Source organism: Mesorhizobium sp. M7A.F.Ca.CA.002.15.2.1, assembly GCF_003998715.1.
GTDB classification, from domain to species: domain Bacteria; phylum Pseudomonadota; class Alphaproteobacteria; order Rhizobiales; family Rhizobiaceae; genus Mesorhizobium; species Mesorhizobium ciceri.
Genome location: NZ_RZPI01000728.1, coordinates 1 through 2,651, shown reverse-complemented (window position 1 = coordinate 2,651; position 2,651 = coordinate 1). Strand labels below are relative to the sequence as shown.

At 64.2% G+C, this 2,651-nt stretch carries 4 protein-coding genes; 2 read left to right on the top strand and 2 right to left on the bottom strand.

Annotated features, from left to right (window positions below):
- The coding region (locus tag ENZ74_RS28310; RefSeq protein WP_164761269.1) for a DMT family transporter at positions 1-482 on the top strand (482 nt) is incomplete at its 5' end.
- Between the two features lie 7 nt (positions 483-489).
- Here ENZ74_RS28310 and ENZ74_RS28305 read toward each other — a convergent pair.
- Positions 490-1,350 (bottom strand): phosphotransferase family protein, encoded by an 861-nt coding sequence (locus ENZ74_RS28305; RefSeq protein ID WP_063169917.1) that lies wholly within the window; start codon positions 1,348-1,350, stop codon positions 490-492.
- A 145-nt stretch (positions 1,351-1,495) separates the two neighbouring features.
- Here ENZ74_RS28305 and ENZ74_RS28300 point away from each other — a divergent pair, with 145 nt between their 5' ends.
- Positions 1,496-2,128, top strand: coding sequence for a class I SAM-dependent methyltransferase (locus tag ENZ74_RS28300; protein WP_063170453.1), 633 nt, complete (start codon positions 1,496-1,498; stop codon positions 2,126-2,128).
- A gap of 1 nt (position 2,129) precedes the next feature.
- On the opposite strand, the gene ENZ74_RS28295 is transcribed toward ENZ74_RS28300, so the two are convergent.
- Positions 2,130-2,651 (bottom strand): glycine cleavage T C-terminal barrel domain-containing protein (locus tag ENZ74_RS28295; protein WP_164755217.1); only part of this gene is annotated, 522 nt, incomplete at its 5' end.

Below are 2,651 nucleotides of genomic sequence, written 5' to 3'. Positions count from 1 at the left end.
TGCTGAAACCGTCGTCGGCGGCGTTCTCGCTGTCGTCAGGCTTTGCGCTGGTGGGCAGTATCTCCTTCGCCTTCGCCATCATCCTCAACCGCCGGCTGCGCGGCACCAGCGACACCAATCTGGTGACATGGCAGACCATCGGCACGCTGCTGATCGGCGGCGTGCTGAGCATCGGCGCCTGGCAGACGCCGTCGGCGCTCGATCTCGGCGCCATGCTGCTGCTCGGCATCGTCTCCTGCGGCGCGCATCTGATGATCACCAGGGCGCTCAAGCTGGCGCCGGCCTCGACGCTGGCGCCGCTGCATTACACGCTGCTGCTGTGGGCGGTGGTGTTCGGACTGGTGTTCTTCGGCGACGTTCCCGGTCCGCGCATCCTGATCGGCTCGGGCATTGTCGTTCTCGCCGGCCTGTTCATCTTCCACCGCCAGAAAGTGGTCGAGACCACCGTGCCGCCCGAAAACGTGCCGAAGGGCGTGAATTAGTCCAGGCTCACCCCCGGCGGATCGCCGCCAGATGCCGTGAAAACTCGGACGTCTCCATCAGCGCCTTGCAGCGCGCGAACCGCCCGTCGGCATAGGCGCGAAAATCATCGACCGGGTTGTTGTTGGCGAGCTGGATCAGCCCCCACAGCGTCCATAACAGGTCGCACATCGCCTTGTAGATGACGATGCGGCCGCGCTCCGCCGGCCTCGCCTCGCCGCCGAAATAGGCGCGCATCATCTCTTCGTCTTGCGCCAGATCGAATTTACCTTCCACGGAGAGGTCGCCAAGGTCCCAGAGCGGGTCGTTCATGCCCGAATATTCCCAGTCGACGATCCACATCCGCTCGCCCGTATCGAGGAAGTTCTCGCACAGCGGATCGCAGTGGCAGGCAACGATCGGCAGCGGATGGGCGGCAAGTGCCGAGCGCACGGTTTCCGCCTCGCGCACCACGTCATGATAGCCGGCGGGCAGGGCGATCTCCTTGGTGGACAGCACCTTGAGATAGTCGTCGATCATCGCAAACAGCTCGAAGCGGAAGGGAAACACCGCGCCTGAATTGTGCAGCTTGCGAAAGGCCTCGCCGGCGCGGGCTGGACTGCCCGGCCGAACCTTGAATTTCTCCTCCGACATGGTTTCGGCGCCGGCGATGTAGCGTGTCACCATCAACCCGGTGCCGGCATCGACATGCAGCACCTCGGGACTGACCCCTGCTTTTGCAGCTTCGCGTGCAGCCACCGCTTCGTTGGCCCGGTTGATGTATTCCTCGGTGCCCTTGCCGGGAATGCGCAGGCAGAAGTCGCCGGCCTTGAAGACGAGGTTGGTGAGGCCGCCCAGCCGTTCCAGCGGCCCGCTGTAGCCGGCCAGCATGGGAATGGCGTCCAGTGCCGCGCGCGCCTAGTCTGTAATCATGCCTGCGCCCCCACACACTGTTATTTGTCGCGGCAACGGTTCCACAATTTTCGCGCTTTGGCTATCATCACTGCGAGATCAAAAATTGGCGGACTGGATCAAAGTGGCGGACAACAAACATCAGGGTGCGCTTGGCGCGGCCTACGCGGCAAAGCGGCCCGAAGAGGTCGCCGCACTTTATGATCGTTGGTCGCAGACCTACGACGCCGACATGTCGGCCGCCGGCTATCGCCATCCGACGATCTGCCTTGCGCTGCTGACCCGCCATCTGCCGCGCGGTTCAGCACCGCTGCTCGATGCCGGGGCCGGCACCGGTCTCATCGGCGAATGGCTTGATATTGCTGGTTACCCGCAAGTCGAGGCACTCGATATTTCGCAAGGCATGCTGGATCAGGCAGCCCGCAAGGGTGTCTATTCCGCGCTCCATTGCCTGGCGCTGGGCGGTCATCTGCCCTTTGCCGATGATGCCTATGCCGGAGTGATCTCGGCCGGCGTCTTCACATCAGGTCATGTTGGCGTCGAGGGGCTGGACGAACTGATCCGCATCTGCCGGCCGGGCGGCATCATCGTGCTGACGGTCAAGAACTCGCTGTGGGATCAGGGCTTCGCCACGCGCGTCGCTGAGCTCGAGGCGCAGGGCCTCGTCACCCGCGTCGAGGAAACGCGCCCTTATGTCTCGATGCCCGGCGAAGCCGACACCGTGCCCAGCCGCGGCCTCGCACTGCGCGTGACCTGACCTACGCTTTGACCCTCGCGCCTGCCGGGTCGTACATCGGCTCGAGGTGGATCTTGGCCGGCGTCCTCTCCATCGCAACCACCAGTTCGTAGTCGCCCGAGGCGAGAAAATCGTCGCTGACCCCGTCGGCGTTGCGCACGTAGCCGTAGCCGATGGTCTTGCCCAGCGTATAGCCATAACCGCCGCTGGTGAGATAACCGACAGGCTCGCCATTGCGCAGGATGGTTTCGCGGCCGAGCAGCACGATCTCGGGGTCGTCGACCGTGAAGCCGGCAAAGCGTTTCTTCATTGCCGTGCCGCCGGTCTTCTCCAGCGCGCGCCGTCCGATGAAATCCGTGTTCTTGCGCAGCTTGACCGCCCAGCCGAGCCCGGCTTCCTGCGGCGTGTCGTTGGGCGTGATGTCGGAGCCCCAGGCACGATAGCCCTTTTCCAGCCGCAGCGATTCCAGTGCCCGATAGCCGATCGGGCGGATGTCGTGCTTTTTGCCTGCCGCCATCAGCGCGTCGAAGACTTCGCCGGTGGC

Bases quoted from the DNA above. Each gene is read 5' to 3' on its own strand.
- ENZ74_RS28305 (WP_063169917.1), bottom strand. From the start codon at position 1,350: ATGCTGGCCGGCTACAGCGGGCCGCTGGAACGGCTGGGCGGCCTCACC.